This window comes from Sulfitobacter sp. SK012 (assembly GCF_003352085.1).
Classification (GTDB): Bacteria; Pseudomonadota; Alphaproteobacteria; order Rhodobacterales; family Rhodobacteraceae; genus Sulfitobacter.
In genome coordinates this window covers 1,402,484-1,419,416 of sequence record NZ_CP025804.1, presented here as the reverse complement: position 1 = coordinate 1,419,416, position 16,933 = coordinate 1,402,484, and the positions used below count along the sequence as shown (strand labels likewise).

The window sequence follows — 16,933 nt, the reverse complement described above, 5'->3', positions numbered from 1 at the left end:
AATTGCGGCAAAGATCCCCGAGAGAATCCTAGCTGGGCCCCATGGCGGTTTTCAGGATAGACAATCGGGAAAATTTCTTCCGCTTTTTCAAAGCACGCTCGGATGCGTTCGATACCAGCCGAAGTCATACCGCCGCGCTCGGACGCACCACACGCCAATATGTTTTACTAATAGCTCCATTGATGACCTGTCGCCCAGCCTCGCGAACCAGCCAGCCGTGCGCCTCGAGCTTTTGGATACCGCGATGCAATGTGTTCCCGTCACGCAGATGACCTGGGCCGTTTTTCATCATGGTACGCTTATCGATGAAATCTCCTTGCCACCGCTTTACAACCCACTGTCTGAGGTCTTCAGCAGTACACAGTTCCTCGTCCGGTCTGCCTGTATCCGAAACACGCTGCATTTCCGACAGATACCATTCCATCATGGCGATTCCGTTTGATATCATCTCTTCGGTAATCTCGATTGCGCCGGCATCTGCATAAAACGTTTGTACGCCAGCGATCCTAGCCGCCATTTCAGGTGCCTTTGCCGCAAAGCCAGCTATATACTCAAAAGCCTCACCCTTGTTTGAGGCCTGCTCCACGCGGTTATAGAACTCTTCTAGTTTTGCACGCGCCTGCTCAGAGAGCGGCAACTGACGAAGGTCAAGATCCGCCCTTGTCTCAGGGTGAACCGATAACTCAAGATTTAGAAGTTCTTTGATACGCTCATTGAATGTATACAATGTTGCCTTCGCTTCGATTTCTTCTGCAATGCGAGATGGGTCCTTCCTTATTTTGCGAGATCCAATCTTACTGTCGGGCCATGCGATAAGTATGCGAGAGAGGAGCCCCTGATCCTTCATCGTAGGATCGCCAACCACCGTCTGGGCTACACCGGGCTGTATCATCAGATGCAACGACACCCGCTTTCCGTAAAGCACACTCGGTTCTGATGATGCACGACTTTTACTGATGGGTGAACCATCCCACAGCTTGGAAAACCCGGCGGCTGTTTTGAGCGCGTTTTCTCGCTTCATGCTGTGCCCACCAAAGAACTGGCCACCTTCGTCTGTCATGACCGCGACAGACGGCGTGCCAGTCTCTAATCGTCGATGTAACCCTTCGATCGTCACATCGCTGACCAATAAAGTGGGAACAAGCGGTGGCTCGGGAACCAAATTAACCTCTGAATCTTTGAACTCGTCTTCAAGAACATCAAAGTCATTGCTTGGCTTTCGTCTTTTGCCTTTCTGGAACTCAATCAACTCGGCTTCAAACACGCGTTTGGCACGGCGGTACTGACGTTCCCGCTCTTGATCGACCTGTTTGATTGCGCCTGTTGCTAGCGCGTCACATGCCGATTTGCGCTCTCCGGATTGGGCAATGGTGAGTGCAAACAAACTTATGGGGACATGCCCGTGCAGGCTCTCCACATCCCCAAGTCCCTGCGTTGCCGTACTTACAACCGCCAACACGCTTTGCATCGCGATGGCCGCCGGTGCTTGCGTCAACGTCGATATACCTTTGATGGGCTCAGCCAGGGGACCAAGCGCCTCCCACGGAACTCGCTCAGCTTCTCTCAATTCCCCGAAGAGCGGGGTCGGTTCTACATCAGCAGTGGAGACACAGCTCTCCCCTTTGCTAAACATGTTAGTTAGCATTACTTTAGTCTCCAGCAATATTTTGATGTGAGCTTTCTATGCTCAGTTTTGTTTAAGTCGGTTCAGGGCGGCAGGCAGAACTTGAGCTGTGACCCCAAAGGATCAAAAATCGAAAGTCTATATCCTACAGAAGCTCTTCACCCTACTCCTATGCGATTTCAACGAGATTTTTTTCCCAAGTCTCAATTGCTGAGAGCTTCCAGCGGGTACAGCCAGGCGACAAAGAAAGCGCACGGGGGAACCTTCCGTTCGATCGATGCCAACGCCAAACCGTTTGCCGCGTTACGTTGAAACGTGCGGCTAGATCGGTGTCAGAAAGGTACGTTTCATTCATTGATTTCACCTCATGTTGTTGCTGACATTACCATCGCTGACCGGTGCAGAACTTTCAAAGTAATAGAAATCCGACGTATTTAATTTACCGAAGCTTCATTCGATTCCGGAATAAATTTTCGAAGCGTTTTGCACGACTGTCTTGCTGGGAAAATCCCTCGTCCTGAGCCACCTGTCGCGCAGCTTCCGGAATGCTCATACCCTTTGCGTGCAACAATCGCATTTTATCGAGTTCATCGGTGTCTTTGAGCCAAGCTGGCTTCAATTTTGGTGTTCGACCCCGCCTTTTCTTGACACGTCGGAGGACAGAAATAAGTGGATGGATTTCTGGAGGGCTCTTTGGTCCAAGTTGTGCAACTTCAAAGAACTTTCTAAATTGCTCTCGCTCGGATCTGTCCGGGCTTTCCATACCGTTTTTTAGATTTCCCCATTCCTTTGCAAAATCCAAGAGGGCGGCGGGAAGTTTCACGCCCCCGCCCGAACGATATCGGGCCAAACCAAGATCGTCCCAGAGACGAGCACGCTCCCTCTCGTAGTCTCCGCTAATCTTTAAGAGATCTATTACTTGCAACGCAGCCCGCATGGCCTCTTGCTCAAGGTCTACCGAAGCCGCAAGCTGGCCATCTTGATCACGAGGCTGAACGCCTTGCTCGATAGCAATTTCATCCATCGCGGCAATGTAATATTCCTTCGATTTCAGAAGCTCATTAACGCCCATTGAGACTACCGTTATCCAACCCCAAGATATCTGTGGCACCGTCATTGCCCTGAAGAAAGGCGGCCCAATCCTCCATCATCACGCGGCGTTTCTCCAACTGGTCTGAGCGGTCATACGCTTGCTGCACCTTATTGCCAACTTTGTGCGCCAAAGCAATTTCAGCCATGTCCCCGTCAAACTGAGTACGCTCCGCTACCCAAGTTCTAAAAGTCGAACGCAGTCCATGCGGCACAGCAGCGCGAGCTCGTTGGGCATCAAAGTATCCTTTTCCCCTGCCACCCTCATCCGCCGCGTGAATTTTCCGCATAACGGCGGAAAGCGAGGCATCAGAGAAAGGACCGCCGCGGGGTGCCCAAAATACCAGCGGATTGTTGTTTGCCCGCGGGAGCATCCGTAGAAGGCTTAGTGCAAAGGTTGATAGCGGCACTCGGTGTGGCCGACCTGAGGGCGAAATCTTTGAGGATTGCCGTCCAGGTTGTATCGTCCAAAGCCCGCGATCAATATCTACTTCATCCCAAGTTGCAAAGCGCACCGCACCAGTGCGTGATGCAGTTAACGCCTGAAACTCCAGGGCACGCGCGCTTGAACCAGATCGCGTCTGAAGAGCCGCAAACCACCTTGCGGCGTCGTCTACTCTCAATGCCGGGTAGTTTTTCGCGCCCGTCAGCTTCGTTGGTGCTGGTAAAACCATGTCCAGATTACCGCGCCATCTGGCAGGGTTTTCTCCGCTTCGATGCCCGGCAACAGTTGCGTATTCTAATACCCGCTCAACGCGCTGCCGAACTTTTGATGCTGTCTCTGTTGTTGTAAGCCAAATTGGTCGAAGCATATTCAAAATGTCGTGGAGCGTGATGTCTTTGACGGCGATGTCACCAAGTGTCGGAACTGCGTGCCTCTCAAGCGACGCGCGCCACTGTTTGCGGTGGAGCGTGCTCCGAAATTCGATCGCCTTCTCATCTGCAAATTTCTCAACGGCCTCAGCGAAAGTAACTAACTTTCTGCGCGCAGCCCGCCTTTCAGCAATAGGATCTACCCCTTGCCTCAACAGCTCCCGAGCTTCGCGCGCGTAGTCGCGGACTTTGGCCAATGAAATATCCGGATAGGGCCCAAGACCTGCTTCTCGACGTCGGCCATTATGCCGAAAGCGGAACACCCAAGATCTCGCTCCCGTGCTGGTCACCTGCAATGCGAGCCCCGCGATGCCGCCCACTGCGTGTACGCCAGGGCGGGTCAAACGCTTGACCTCCAGTGGCCCGAGTTCCTTGGCTCGTCTCGGCATAATCCAACCTTTGCTCAAACCGGGGAACGATCTCGGCCTGAAATTCTCTATCCCACAAATACCCACCCAAACGGGTGTGATTGATTGCTATTTCATGCGACTAAAAGGAACAAGGTCATTCTCTAAACTACTTAAAAATATGACAAAATGATACAAATTGAGACGGCGGTACGTATGCCCTACTCGCCTCCACTCTACATCTATAAGTTACTGATCTTAGTTTTTTTGATTACTAACCTACGTTCAGATCACATCTATGCACACAAAAATATTCAACATCGTGAAGGGCATAGGCATCTACTTTGTATTTTTCGGGCCTGGAAATTGGACGTGGAATTTCACGCACTGCAAATGCAAAGCTACCGGCCTGTCTGAGGATGCCCTTGCCGCTGTAGGAGCCTGCCGCCAACAACATCCTAGATTTACAAATAGTTTCTAGAGGTAGTTTTCAGTACGAAGCCGTAAGATCATCAGAACCCATTCAGGTCGACCCTGAGCAGCTCTTCGAGAGCCTTGATATCCTCATCAATGCTCTCGGAGAAGAGAGAGGCCGCCACGGCGTTCGTTACTTTCAGTCTTTCGGCACCCCAATCGTCTGAAGGGTCATGTTCGATCTACTTTGATATGCCTTCGTATTGCTTGAGCACTTCTATGCGAGCCGACGTGGATAGTTTCCGGCCAAGAGTAATGTGATTGGGTTTAAAAAAGTGCCGAAAATGCTGGCGGATAGTAAGAACTAGAACACAGTTGTTCAAAAACCTTTTGACCGCATGATCACTCAAAGTACCTGACCAGCGGGCTGGCTGAGCTAAAGATGTGAATCAATTGCCCAATCACGTCATCTTCCAGCAAAAGCCCATCTGGCAGGTCCTTGCGGCACCCAAAGCCGACCATCTTCAAATATGTTGCTGCTGGATCGTTAGTGTCAAAACCTTCAGGAACAGAATTCAGCGCTTTGCGTGTGACAATTCCGTCCGGAAATACATCATTGAATTCTGGATCATTCACGAGGTCGTTAATCCCTTGGGGGTCATCAACCAGACGCGCGCGCAGGGAGGCAAGTGTTGCTTGTGAGGGGTGGAAAAGCCCCGCACCAGCGTGGCAATTCCCGGGTTCGATATGGAGATAATATCCGACATCTTCGGCCGGGTTACCTGCGTTGGCGAATACGTCAACATCCGTGCGGTATAAGCCGGGTCCGACACGATCACGCGCTTCCTGAAAGAACTTGGAATAGCGTTGCTTTGGTTTGATCCTTGCCTCGGCCACGTTATGGTCAAAACGACCCGCATAGTCATGGAGTGTCGTCGCGATGCCCGTAAAATTGCGCAGAGCGTCGTCACGTTCCTCGCGGTGTGCATCCATCCAAACTTTGCGGTTGTTCGCGGCAAGATCTGCTAGGAATGTAAATGTCTCTGGCTCAACCATGTTCGCCGCTCCTGAATTGAGGTTGTCACGATGAGTGTCTGCGCTGTCGCAACACCATTGTAAGGTCGTTTAACAACAACAGCTATGAGTTTGTGGATTTTTGCCGCGTATCTGAAGGTCTGCTTATCGGAAGTCGACAAGGAATTTGTCGATACAACCGAAGGTCCGGAAAGGGCCGTTCGCAATAGGCTGGATTTTCCACTCATACGAAATGCTGCGGGGTGGCATTGGGTAAAGAGGGCTCAGAGCGAATTTTCGGTGCGCGGTATGTGAGTGACTGCCATGCGGACGGAGCGGCCAACTAGGCCTCATAAATCAATATTTGCTCTTACTTAAATGCGTGAAAGGAGCTGGAAAAACGGGTTGCATGTTCTCCTAGCTCAAACTTTATTTGCGCCACTTTCCAAAAGCGTTTCTTCGAGTGGGACGTGGCCGCCAGAGTAAATCAAAGAATGCTCGATATGTTCAGTCGATCATCAGATCCACAACTGCTGTCCAGCAATGGCCTTCGGTGAACACATCTACAGTATTCAGACGACCTTTCCATTTTTCCATTGTCAGTTGGCCGCACACCTTGGCTGCCGATTCTATATCGCCGTTGATCGCGAAATAGGGTTCTGCAATTTTGAGTGTACCACCAAAAAATGGAATTGGCGGGCTGGTATTTTGCATCGCCATCATCGCGTTTGTGTGCACACCGGAGACATATTCGTGGATATCCGAGAAGTCTTCGCGGCTTCCCGGCCTGCCCACCTTGCCACCTGCCCACCTTGCCACCTTGCCACCTTGCCACCTTGCCACCTTGCCACCTTGCCACCTTGCCACCTTGCCACCTTGAATATATTCAAAATCATACAAAGCGGCTAGATCGAACGCGTCATAAAAACCGGGAATGCTGGCAGCAACAGCGAAGTGATTGAAAGGCACCATACGGGCGCAATAGGTGGGTCCGCCGCTTTCGACATAAAGCGGCCTTTCATTAGCCTGGTTCTGTCAATGTTGTCGTATCCCCAAAGCCAATTTTGGCACAGACCTGACCTGATTTCTGTCAGCCTTGCCGTTTAGGAGATTGCCGTTTGGCGAGCTGGTTTTCGCGCCAAACGGTGTAGAGCCCCGAGCCGAGAACCAGTGCGATCCCGATCCACGCCACCAAGTCGGGCCATTCATCGAAGATCAGTACGCCCAGTAGGATCGACAGAGGCAGGGCGAGGTACTCGAATGGGGCCACTAGGGCGGCTTCGCCCAAGCGGTAGGCTTGGCTGATAAAGTAGCCACCCACGGAAGCGAATACGCCGAGAATGAGCAAGGAGGGCAGATCTGCGCGAGTCGGCACCACCCAAGCGCGAAACAGGAAGTCGAGCGATGCGTTGTCGCTGCCTGCGAACTTGCCATCCCCCATGATCAGACCCAACGCCAGGGTCGCTACGATGAACATCAACTGGATGTAGAACACCATGGAGAGTGCACTTTCCGTGTCGCGCAAATAGCGCGTCATAATATGCAAACCAGCATACCCGAACGCGGCAGCAATTGGCAGTAACGACGCGAGCTGAAAACTCGATGTGCCCGGTCGCAGTATGATGAGGACGCCGAGCATGCCCACACCCACAGCAGCCCAGCGGCGAGGGCCGACGACCTCTCCCAAAAACAATACCGAAAAGATGGTGATGATGAAGGGGGAGACGAAAAACAGGGCGACGGCGTCTGCGAGTGGAAGTGCTGCAAGGCCGAGGAAAAAGGTCATGTTGGCAAAGAACACCATACCGGCCCGCGCCATCTGTGCGCCGAGGCGTCCGGTTTTTAGCGCAGCACGCCCGCCCTGAAAAGGCATCATAAAAAGCAGCACAACCGATATTCCGACGAGAGAGCGGATCAATACAATCTGGTGGAGCGCATAGCCACCGGACAAGAACTTCATCGTGACGTCGTTCAACGAGAACAATGTCACCGCAATTACCGCGAAGAGCGGCCCAAGCGAGGTTAGGGAAAGTTTCATACTCTGGACGCTAAGCCTGTCCAGAACGGGCGTCCAGCGACTTGCCTCAATGTGCGCCCTCCGCGGATATTGAAGCTGCGGCAAGAACGGTTCATTTCTGCCATTCGCCGGTGAACTAGATTGCCGCGGCGCAGCCCGCCCTTTGTGACGATGCTGCGCCATCGAGGAATGACCGTTCCGGGCTCGAAGCAGTCCTTCGCTGCGTTCTGCACTAACAATTGCTCTGCGGACAAAGCTGCCTTTTGAAGTAAGCGATCCACCGGCAGCTTTTCAGAAGCTATTCACAACGGCCGATATAGCCAGTGCCAGAAATGTATAGGTTTTGGCCAAGTTCCTATTCTGCTGATTCTACAACCGACACCCAAAACTCAAGCACACGTTGATCTTCAAAATTGGCCATTCGCTGATGTAGTATCTGCTCCCATGATCCGGAATTGGTCCGCGCATCACGGAGATCTATGTTGAACGCCTCAAGTGCATCCTCTTCTTGACCGACTTGTGCCAGTGCAATCCCCTTTTCAAGTAGGACAAAAGATCCTTTTGCTCGTTCAAAGGGAAATACTCGTATCAAGCTCCCAACTGTTCGTGAAATATTGCAGAATCGAAGCTTTTTCTCTCCTTCGTAACGGTCACTTCGACAAGCATCAGCCGTCAGACCCGCTATCATCCCACTCAGCCACAAGAAAAGGAACGCCCAAACGAAAATGGCATCGGCCCAAGTTCTTCAGTTTGATGACCCTGTTTTGACTTCCTGTTCCATGCTTCACAATATCAACGGAAGCAGACGTTCGTACAAGCCGCAGCATCGGTTAAAATGGACTCAGAGCCGCTATATTCGGCATCTCTTGCTGTTCTTCGCACGGTCGCGCACGGCACCCCTTCGGACATAGATATTGCCCTCGTGTTCGACGCAGTCGGTGCGGCTGTCGATCAACTCCCGGATCACGGTCACGGCCCGTTTGCGGATGGCGTCAGCCTCACCGTGGGCTGCGTGTTCCTCAACATCAGGTGTGATGGGTTAGATAGACGCCTTAACCAGCGCCCATGCCTATTCGAGATGCGCCATGTCGAACCGGACCCGATATAGATCGGTGTCCTTCCATGCAGCATCTGACAGGGTGTACATACATATAGGTATCGACGGCTTTGTTGCAAAAATCGGGTTGAAGTCGAACTTTCCCTTACCCTGGACGGATTTAGCCTACGGCCTCTGTGATAGGTATGCCAAGCGCTGAGAAGCCGTTTAGGATGGCAGCGCGGATCTGTATCTCTGCGACTTTGCGATCAAAGTCGCGGGCCATGAGAGATTGACCGAGCAATTTCACACAATGCATCTTTGTTTCGACGCGGCTTCGGCGGTGGTATCCGGTCACTTGCCGCCATAATGCGCGACCCAGGTACTTTGAGGACCGAACAGCTTCGTTTCGCGCTCTGGCTCCGGGTGTGTTAGACTTCCACAACTTCGCATTCTTACGCGGTGGAATGACAGCATGGGCATTGCGAGCTGCAATTGCATCGTGGCATTTGCGGGTGTCGTAAGCCCCATCTCCAGTGACACTGCCAATCTCTTCGTCCGGCGGGATCTGATCGAGCAGGTCAGGTAGCATGGGCGCGTCACCGATGCTGCTACTGGTGACCTCGACGGCACGTATTTCCAGTGTTTCTTCATCAATTCCGATGTGGATCTTGCGCCATAGGCGACGTTTAGGGCCGCCATGCTTACGGGCATTCCATTCACCCTCGCCCTCCGCCTTGATGCCTGTGCTATCTATCAGAAGGTGCAAGGGCCCCGATGAACCCTGATAGGGAATGGCGACCGGCAACGTTTTCTGCCGTCGACACAAAGTGCTGAAGTCTGGCACTGTCCAGTTCAGACCAGCAAATTACAGCAAGCTTTCGACAAACCCAGTGGTCTGCCGCAACGGCAAACCGAACAGCACTTTCATGGTCAAACAAGCTTGGATCGCCGCATCAGTATAAGCCTGCTGACGCCCCCACTTGCCAGATGGCGTCGCATCCCACACCATCTCAGCGTCAAACCAGATCGACAGCGAACCACGCTGTTTTAGGGCTCGGTTATAGTCTGACCAGTTCTTGGTCTTGTAAATCTTCGGTATCCAGCTGCTCATGTCCGTCAGCTACCACGCTGGATTCATACAGCGAATCCCACAACCCTATTTGTGCAACAAAGCCAAGAATAGGCAGTGTTTTTCATCGCAACTGCCGTATCAGAAGGGCACGTGAACGGTTCTCCGAAAGGGTTGGATTCACTTCGCATTACCTCAAATTAAAAGATCGTATGGCTCGGTTTGTACCGATCACACGGACGGGCAAGACCACTTTCTTTGACCTCAGCCTCCCTTCAAAAGTAGGGGACGCTGGACTAGGGTAAAATCAGGAAATGGTTCTTGATACCGAAAAGGGAGAAATTTGGTGAAAATCTGGATGAATTTGATACCGCTCGCTTTTACGGCTATGACAAGCTGGGCCCACGCAGATGGCATTGTTCTTAAGGCACTCTCTGAAACAATCTATGTTCCAGCTTACTCCGAAGTTCCTATTGGCCCCGGAAGTTCACATCAGATGGCGGTAACAATTGTCATTCACAACGTCGATCCAGAGCAACCAGTCAACCTCCAGACGGTCACCTATCACGATCATCAGGGGAAGCAGGTCCAAAGCCTATTGCAAGAAGCGATCACAATTCCACCTTTTGGGTCATGGAAACATCTAATCGATATAAGAGACAAGACTGGTGGGGTCGGTGCCAACTTTCTTATCAACTGGACCAGCGAGGCACCCGCAAACTCACCTATTGCAGAAGCTTTGATGATCGGCGGAACCGGGACGCAAGGCATATCTTTTACGTCCAGAGGTCAAGCTATCTCAAGAGACGTTGTAGGCGTTTCCAGCAATTAGATCTTTTTGGTTATTCAGCTCCGTTTGTATGACCGTTTAAAGGAAACTGTGCTGCAGCGCCGCAGGTGGTTGGGCTATTTGATCGAGATGAGAGCTGAATGCCGCTGCGGCGCATCGGGCCGATTTGTTCTGCAAAGTCCAGCAATCACGCTGGAGACATGCGCTAAATCCTATCAGGGCATTTGTGCGACAAAGCCATCCCCATGGAACACCTTACTAATTTTACTAATTGTCCACGAGTGTTTAAGTACAACTAACGGCTTGGCCAGTAACTTCCACCAACTTCAATGAAGGCTTCCCCATGGTCACCAAAACGAAGCTGCACCCCCGTAATCAACACAGAGAAGGTTACGATTTTGTGCGTTTAGTGGCGGACTCACCTGAACTTGAGGCATTTACGATCAGCAACCCCGTCGGACAAACGACGATTGATTTTCAAGACGCATTGGCGGTCCGTATGCTCAATCGGGCGTTGCTAAAGACTCATTACGATATAAAATTTTGGGATATCCCGGCAGATTATTTATGCCCTCCGATCCCCGGTCGTGTCGACTACATCCACTATCTTGCGGACTTGCTTGCCTGCGACAACAATCAAGAGATCCCGCGTGGGCGTAGTATAAAGGCGCTGGACATAGGCACCGGTGCTAGCTTGGTGTACCCCCTTGCCGGTCAGAGCGAATATGGCTGGCATTTCACTGGCGTCGACATAGACCCGGTCGCTATCAAATCGGCACAGCAGATTTGCCAGCTCAACAAGCTGGACATCACACTCAGACAGCAAAATATACGTGAAAATACCTTTAGAGGCGTGATCGAACCCCAAGATTATTATCATATCACCCTGTGCAACCCCCCTTTCCATGCCTCCATGGAACAAGCCAACAAAGGCACCCAACGTAAGTGGAAAAACCTCGGAAAGGGGCATTCCAAAAAACTCAATTTTGGCGGTCAAAACGCTGAGCTTTGGTGCCCAGGTGGTGAGGTTAAATTTATCGCTAGCATGATTGAACAGAGCAAAGAGTTCGCGGACCAGTGCCTATGGTTTAGCTCGTTGGTGTCGAAAAAAGACAATCTCCAGCCAATCTACAAAATTTTAAGAAAAGCTAAAGTCGCTGATTTTAAGGTAGTTGAAATGGCACAGGGCCAAAAAACAAGTCGTTTTGTTGCTTGGACTTACATCAATAAACGTCAACGATCGTTGTTTGCAAGTGGAGCTACACCCGTTGCGGGCGGACGCTAACTTCCCGCTTTAACACCCAATGCGTTCTCAATTTCCGCTATAGTTGCGCGCAATGTACCATCATCCACTTGGACCAAGCCTTCTTCGAAACGATTGGTGTCAGCGATGGTAAACATTATTACAAACAAGAATCCGGACAATAAAAATATACGCCAAGTCAAAGTACGTCCGAGAACTCCTGATCTATTGCCCATAAGAAACATCGCTGTGAGCGCGGCGCCCAGAACCATAAATTGTGACAAATTGGATACCGGCTCAGAAAGTGTTTGCATACGAAATAGGTGAGCATCCAACACGTCGTTTATCGATCCCGCGAAGAACGTCTTCATGGGAGCGGGCAATGGATCCGCAGTAACCTTCAAAGTGAGAGGCCACAAAATGGCCTGTTCCCGCAGGCTAGCATCCAGAAAAGAACGCACTTTCTCCGAGGTGTCCACTTCCTCTTTCTCGGGAACAATGCGGGTTACCGCATAGGCGTAAATTGCTAGTTTAATTTCCGATCTTCCGGGCTCCGGCAAGTAATCGGCACGGTCAAATGCAGTGCCTATAGTAGCAGCCTCATTAATCAAAACCTCTTTTGCCGTACGCGAAAGAGACATCGCGTTCCCAAAAGAAAACGCCAGTAGCAGCCCCAAGATCGCAAAAACAGCACCCATGGTGGTTTCTCCTGCGCGCACGTCAATATCCTTGCCAGCCCCTAGATGTTTCTTCCGCACGGACTTTCCTACGAGGTGACCAATGACAGCAAATGCAGGAAGAACAAAAAAGAGGAGCACCCCCAGATTCTGCAACTGCAAGACCGGCATGGAAATTTGATTGTATGCGATCGTTGATGTGAGAGGTTCCAACTGGTTTTCCATCTTTTTGGGCAATGCGGCGAGCCGCAAACAGCAGGAGCATTGTGTTTCAGCCCGACTTTTAGTTCAACTGGAGACTGGGCAGTCCTGCCACATGGCTTCGTTTAGCAGCTCAAAGTGACGAATGTTAAGCGAGAGACCATAAAACCACCGAGCTTTGAACCGGATGGCCGTTTCTTGGATTGCGCCACTGCGAAACCTAAAAGGCAATGGGTGCGCCCTGTTTCTTTTCGACAAACTGGGTAGCAATCTGAGGTGGTCTGCTTCGGGGTTAAACCGGTCTAATGCGCGCGCGACAATTTCGCTAGCCAATACCCTTTCTCGAGTCTTGAACCAAATTTCAATGCAACAGCTGAGGCGTTAGCGAGAGCCGAAGAGCGGCGTTGGCCGAGCAAGATTATTTACTTTCCCCGCCAAGTTTTCATATTGTTCCCGATGTTCCGAATTGTACAATTTTTCCCATTCGCAGTGCTGTTTCTAACAGTCGCCTATGCAACAGCTTGGGGCACGCTTGCACTGTGGTACAAACTGCCGGGGCCTAACCTCGTGGTTGGAGTAGCCGCCGTATCCTTCGGAATATTTGGAATCAGCACACTGATTGCATTCTTCACATCGCTCCGCTGGCGGTGGTTTTGGGTTTTCGGCGTGTCACTAGTTGCCCTGAACGTGTGGTGGAACACACTGGTCCCCCCTGCTGACGGAAATTGGACGCCCGACGTGGCCCGACAAGTCACAGGCACGATCGACGGAGATATCCTGACCCTTCACAATGTCCGTGCTTTCAATTGGCGAACGGTCGATGATTTTGACGAGAACTGGGTGACGCGAACATATGACCTTTCCCAAACCGAGTCCGCCGATTTGTTTATGTCCTATTGGGCCGGACCCGAGATGGCACATTTCATGGTTAGTTTTGGCTTTGCGAACGGGGACTACTTAACCTGGTCTATGGAAGTGCGCCGTGAAGTCGGCAGCTCGTTTTCTCCCACGGCAGATTTTTTCAAGGCACATACGATCGCAGTGATCGCAGCGGAAGAACGAGATATCGTTGGACTGCGATCAAATATCAAAAAGGAGCGCGTGCAAATCTTTCGGGGACAGCACGATCCAAATGATACCCGCCTTATTGAAGCCTATGTAGCAGCGGCAAACGAAGTCGCCGAAAAACCGCGCTGGTTCAACTCAGTGTTCACGAACTGCTCGCGTTCAGTCATAATGCTAGCACGTCATGTCGGTATCAAAGTCCCGTTTGACTACCGCGTAATCGTCAACGGCTATTTCCCAAATTTTCTATACGATCATGGAAAATTGAATAGCGATGTTTCCATCGAAGAACTTTATCATCTTGGAGATATTACCGAACGTGCCCTAGCAAACGGGCTGACCGATAATTTTTCCACCGCCATCCGCAAAGATGTACCAATGCCGTAAGCCTGATGTGCGGTCACAGAGTTTCGCGCACGCTAGGTCAAATTGCGGACTTTGCAGTGGTCCTCGCCGATGCTGTCCTGCGCTCAATGGGGAGCGCTGCTCTTTTCATTAGACTGTTGACGGCGGTCAGGTCAGTGCCGCACAAAGGTTCTGTTGAGGGGAGATTTGACCATGGGAAAAACAATAATTTCAGAGGACCTGAAAATAACAGGTAACATTTCCGGAAGCGCGGATATCGATGTAGGCGGAAAAATTGACGGTGACGTTGAAGGCAAGTCCATCGATGTTTTGATGGGAGGGTCTGTGTCGGGGAGTGTGAAGGTAACATCCGCTCACGTCCGAGGGCATTTGGCCGGATCTTTAAAAGCCGATACCGTGGAATTGCAATCAGGCGCGGACGTGACAGCTGACATTTCTGCAAAAAATATGGATATGCAAACAGGAGCGAAAATAAAGGGCAAACTGAACGTATCAGGTGCCTGATAGTCGCCTTAGAAGGCTACATTCTGTCCTTCCTTTTTCTTCTTTTGCATTCGCAACAGATGTCTGCATTGGACTCAGTGCCGCAGTGCGCTTCAGTGTGTATCAACGACTGCTATGAAGACAAGCCCCTCACTATGATTGCACTGAATGGCCGCTTTGCAGAGTTTTGGACAGCCTAGGCCACGACGCATAGGACCTAAGAGACCACGGTTGGGTATAATGAGCCCGATGAGGATCGGAACAAACCGACACGCCAGTTAATTATGCGACTTATGACATAGGTCGAAACCACACTGGCGCTTCAAGAATCTCGAAATCCGGCCAACCTGATCGCTGTCTTTCGGTCAGTTTCCAGCGCATTCAGTTCTGCCAGCTCTCTGTGCGGGTGGTGGTATGTGGCACATTTGTTTGCTGACGTAGGGGCGATTGGAATACAAATCTTGCCAGTTTGATTTGTTTGAAAATTGCTGCCATCAAACGGGATGGAGTTTTTAGACGTTACTCACAACACTGCACTGGTTATCGCTTCGATCGTGGTTGCCCTTGCCGCGGGCTTTACAGGTCTGACCTTGTCAAAGGACCTTTCAAAGCAAAGTGTCTCGCGCCGCAAAGGGTCGATTGCGATGTCGGCCATAGCCTTGGGCGGCGGCATTTGGTCGATGCATTTTGTGGCGATGCTTGGCATTCAGATGCCCATCCTCTTTTATTACGATGCGGCGATCACGCTTGCGTCGGCATTGCTGGCAATCCTCATTGTAGGCACGGCGTTGCTGCTGTTGCACTTTCGTGAACGAACGCCTTTCACCTTGTCTGCCGCTGGCGCCATGGTTGGATGTGGCATTCTGGCGATGCACTATGTCGGAATGGCCGGCCTGCAATTGTGCCGCGCGGTTTATACACCATTCGGAATTCTTCTGGCCGTCGTGGCAGCGGTTGGGCTTTGTATTGCGGCGTTCTGGATCGCCTACGGCCAACGGTCCAACCGCACAATCTTATTGGGGACGTTGTGCTTTGGGGCGGCTGTCAGTGCTGTTCATTTTGCGGCCATAGCTGGGACCAATTTTGTCGCTGTTTTCACACTGAATGAATTTGGTCCGGTGATGAGTAACGAAACACTGGCGATGGGCGTTATCTTTTCCAGCTTTGTCATCTTTGGCGCTTTTCTTTGGATGGGGGTGACGTTCCTAAACCCGACCACGTCCCTGGCTGCGGAACCTTCAATTGTTTCAGCGGCTCCGGCCACGACACCCACTGTGTCAGCACCTGTTCCAATCGCTGTCCGTATTCCGTGTGAACGCAATGGCGTTACGCAATTGATTGACCCCGCTCAGGTGGCGTTTGTGCGCGCCGAGGGCCATTATACTTACATCTACACCAAGGATGAGCAGCACTTCTGCGCCTGGCCGATCACCGAGGCTTATAAGCGGCTGGATGGGGTGGGATTTATCAAGACCCACCGCAGCTATTTGGTGAACCCAAAGCTCGTCGAGCACTTCGAACGACGGAAAGACAATGGCGTATGCAGTTTTGGCGATGCCAAGCTGCCTTCTGTCCCGGTCAGCCGATCGAATCTAAAATTCGTCCAAAACGCACTGGGTCTATAGCCCCGCAGTTCGTGCGGCCTGTGGTGCGTTTCGTGCAAAAACCCGATCATTTCGTTGAATAACCCAAGCGCCGGCATTCCGCTGCGTACAGATTGGTATTCTGAAAAATATTTGCGGAAACGGGAGGCGAAGCAATGATACCAGCGGCGTTTGAGTACTACAGGCCGACAGACATGGCAGGGGTGATTGCTCTGCTTCAAGAACATGGGGACGATGCGCGGGTAATCGCGGGAGGGCACAGCCTGATTCCAATGATGAAGCTGCGGATGGCTGATGTCCCGCACCTGATCGATTTGCAAGCCATTGAAGGCCTAGGCGGGATCAGCATCAAGGATGGCACCATCAAGATCGGTGCCATGACAACACAGCACGAGATCATCAACTCTGCCGAGCTGGAACAGGCTGCCCCCATAATGAAAGAGGCGGCTCTGCAAATCGCCGACCCGCAGGTTCGCTACATGGGCACCGTTGGCGGGAATGTCGCGAACGGCGACCCCGGCAACGATATGCCCGGTCTTATGCAATGTCTAAACGCGCAGTTTCATCTGGTTGGACCGGAAGGGGACCGAGCCATTTATGCGCGCGACTTCTACGAAGCCGCTTATATGACGGAACGCGATGACGAAGAAGTTCTGACGGCCGTGACACTCAAGGCCCCGGCCGGTGGTTTCGCCTACGAGAAACAAAAGCGCAAGATCGGCGATTACGCGACCGCTGCTGCAGCCGTGCAAATTTCAAAAGAGAACGGCAAGGTCGCTACCGCCTCAATTGCGATGACCAACCTCAGCGATACGCCGGTCTGGTCGGAGGCCGCTGGAGATGCGCTTATCGGCACGGACTGTGATGCGGCATCGATCAAAGCTGCTGTCACAGCCATGCTGAGCGATATTGATCCAACAGAAGATAACCGCGGCCCCGTTGCATTCAAACGCCACGTTGCTGGTATCGTCCTAGGCCGTGCGATCGCGCGTGCTTGGTCGCGGGCGTAAGGGAGGAA

14 protein-coding genes and 1 pseudogene are annotated in these 16,933 nt (G+C 51.7%); 7 read left to right on the top strand and 8 right to left on the bottom strand.

Annotated elements, in window-relative coordinates; translation table 11 throughout:
* Positions 1-124 precede the first annotated feature (124 nt).
* The 6 genes from C1J03_RS06960 to C1J03_RS06925 all read right to left on the bottom strand — a co-directional run bounded on the left by C1J03_RS06960 (position 125) and on the right by C1J03_RS06925 (position 7,399).
* Entirely contained in the window at positions 125-1,663 is a 1,539-nt protein-coding gene (locus tag C1J03_RS06960) for a YfjI family protein (protein WP_254694207.1), read from the bottom strand.
* A gap of 400 nt (positions 1,664-2,063) precedes the next feature.
* Positions 2,064-2,696, bottom strand: coding sequence for a hypothetical protein (locus C1J03_RS06950; RefSeq protein WP_114884993.1), 633 nt, complete (start codon positions 2,694-2,696; stop codon positions 2,064-2,066).
* Positions 2,686-3,975: a tyrosine-type recombinase/integrase gene (locus C1J03_RS06945; protein ID WP_114884991.1), complete on the bottom strand. Its 1,290-nt coding sequence runs from the start codon at positions 3,973-3,975 to the stop codon at positions 2,686-2,688. Before C1J03_RS06945 ends, C1J03_RS06950 begins: the two co-directional genes overlap by 11 nt.
* A 774-nt stretch (positions 3,976-4,749) precedes the next feature.
* Entirely contained in the window at positions 4,750-5,403 is a 654-nt protein-coding gene (locus C1J03_RS06935) for a DUF2461 domain-containing protein (RefSeq protein ID WP_114884987.1), read from the bottom strand.
* A 465-nt stretch (positions 5,404-5,868) separates the two neighbouring features.
* Positions 5,869-6,333, bottom strand: a complete 465-nt coding sequence (locus C1J03_RS06930) for a hypothetical protein (protein ID WP_216825902.1) — start codon at positions 6,331-6,333, stop codon at positions 5,869-5,871.
* A 118-nt stretch (positions 6,334-6,451) separates the two neighbouring features.
* Positions 6,452-7,399, bottom strand: coding sequence for a DMT family transporter (locus C1J03_RS06925; RefSeq protein ID WP_114884983.1), 948 nt, complete (start codon positions 7,397-7,399; stop codon positions 6,452-6,454).
* Positions 7,400-8,213: 814 nt separating this feature from the next.
* Here C1J03_RS06925 and C1J03_RS06915 point away from each other — a divergent pair.
* Positions 8,214-8,486: a hypothetical protein gene (locus tag C1J03_RS06915; RefSeq protein WP_114884980.1), complete on the top strand. Its 273-nt coding sequence runs from the start codon at positions 8,214-8,216 to the stop codon at positions 8,484-8,486.
* Positions 8,487-8,595: 109 nt separating this feature from the next.
* On the opposite strand, the pseudogene C1J03_RS06910 reads toward C1J03_RS06915, so the two are convergent.
* A pseudogene (locus C1J03_RS06910) lies at positions 8,596-9,528 on the bottom strand (IS5 family transposase).
* A 304-nt stretch (positions 9,529-9,832) separates the two neighbouring features.
* Here C1J03_RS06910 and C1J03_RS06905 point away from each other — a divergent pair.
* Both C1J03_RS06905 and rlmF read left to right on the top strand, forming a co-directional pair.
* Positions 9,833-10,318 (top strand): DUF3124 domain-containing protein, encoded by a 486-nt coding sequence (locus C1J03_RS06905; protein ID WP_114884978.1) that lies wholly within the window; start codon positions 9,833-9,835, stop codon positions 10,316-10,318.
* A 301-nt stretch (positions 10,319-10,619) separates the two neighbouring features.
* The gene (rlmF, locus tag C1J03_RS06900; protein WP_114884976.1) at positions 10,620-11,561 is read left to right on the top strand and encodes a 23S rRNA (adenine(1618)-N(6))-methyltransferase RlmF; all 942 of its coding nucleotides are present in this window, start codon (positions 10,620-10,622) and stop codon (positions 11,559-11,561) included.
* On the opposite strand, the gene C1J03_RS06895 is transcribed toward rlmF, so the two are convergent.
* Positions 11,558-12,409, bottom strand: a complete 852-nt coding sequence (locus C1J03_RS06895; protein WP_254694206.1) for a hypothetical protein — start codon at positions 12,407-12,409, stop codon at positions 11,558-11,560. The genes rlmF and C1J03_RS06895 overlap by 4 nt on opposite strands.
* 444 nt (positions 12,410-12,853) lie before the next feature.
* On the opposite strand from C1J03_RS06895, the gene C1J03_RS06890 reads away from it, so the two are divergent.
* From C1J03_RS06890 to C1J03_RS06875, 4 genes are all read left to right on the top strand, one after another.
* Positions 12,854-13,849 carry a lipoprotein N-acyltransferase Lnb domain-containing protein gene (locus C1J03_RS06890; protein ID WP_114888892.1) on the top strand — a complete coding sequence of 332 codons (996 nt, stop codon included), beginning with the start codon at positions 12,854-12,856 and terminating at the stop codon, positions 13,847-13,849.
* 171 nt (positions 13,850-14,020) lie between these two features.
* On the top strand, positions 14,021-14,332 hold the full coding sequence (locus C1J03_RS06885) for a bactofilin family protein (RefSeq protein WP_114884972.1): 312 nt from the start codon (positions 14,021-14,023) through the stop codon (positions 14,330-14,332).
* 482 nt (positions 14,333-14,814) lie between these two features.
* Positions 14,815-15,936, top strand: a complete 1,122-nt coding sequence (locus tag C1J03_RS06880; protein ID WP_114884970.1) for an MHYT domain-containing protein — start codon at positions 14,815-14,817, stop codon at positions 15,934-15,936.
* 134 nt (positions 15,937-16,070) lie between these two features.
* Positions 16,071-16,925 (top strand): FAD binding domain-containing protein, encoded by an 855-nt coding sequence (locus tag C1J03_RS06875; RefSeq protein ID WP_114884968.1) that lies wholly within the window; start codon positions 16,071-16,073, stop codon positions 16,923-16,925.
* The last annotated feature ends 8 nt before the right edge of the window (positions 16,926-16,933 follow it).